We start from the raw sequence: 444 nt of genomic DNA, 5'->3' as shown, positions 1-444 counted from the left end.
CTTCTGCGGGGACAGGGCGATCACCTGGGCGCGCCCGTGAGCGATCTGGTCGCGCGCGCGGGTGAGACGTTGCCGCATCGCGTAGGCGCTGCGGTTCGTGAGGCGGTCGACCTCGTCGCGTTGCTGGGTGACGAGGGTGCCCGGTTCGCGCAGCACGGGCCGCCCGACGAGGGAGTTGAGGTGGCGCCGTTCGGCGGCGAAGCGGCCGCGCAGGCCTTGGCTGAGCCGCGTGCGGTGTTGCGCGAGGGCGGCCTGTTCGGCGGCCAGATCCGGTACGACGAGCTTGGCGGCGTCCGTCGGGGTCGAGGCGCGTCGGTCGGCGACGTGATCGAGCAGCGGCGTGTCGACGTCGTGCCCGATGGCGCTGACGACGGGAGTGCGCGCGGCGCTGACGGCCCGCACGAGCGTCTCGTTGCTGAACCCGAGCAGGTCCTCGAAGGAGCC

The 444-nt window shown here is 73.2% G+C and carries 1 protein-coding gene; it reads right to left on the bottom strand.

The features are described from left to right. Positions 1-444 (bottom strand): exodeoxyribonuclease VII large subunit (locus GO615_RS29950; protein WP_281358764.1); only part of this gene is annotated, 444 nt, incomplete at both ends.

The sequence above is a fragment of the Aromatoleum evansii genome, from assembly GCF_012910805.1.
In the GTDB taxonomy this organism is placed as follows: domain Bacteria; phylum Pseudomonadota; class Gammaproteobacteria; order Burkholderiales; family Rhodocyclaceae; genus Aromatoleum; species Aromatoleum evansii.
The sequence above is the reverse complement of the archived record's forward strand: the minus strand, read 5'-3'. Positions and strand labels throughout refer to the sequence as shown.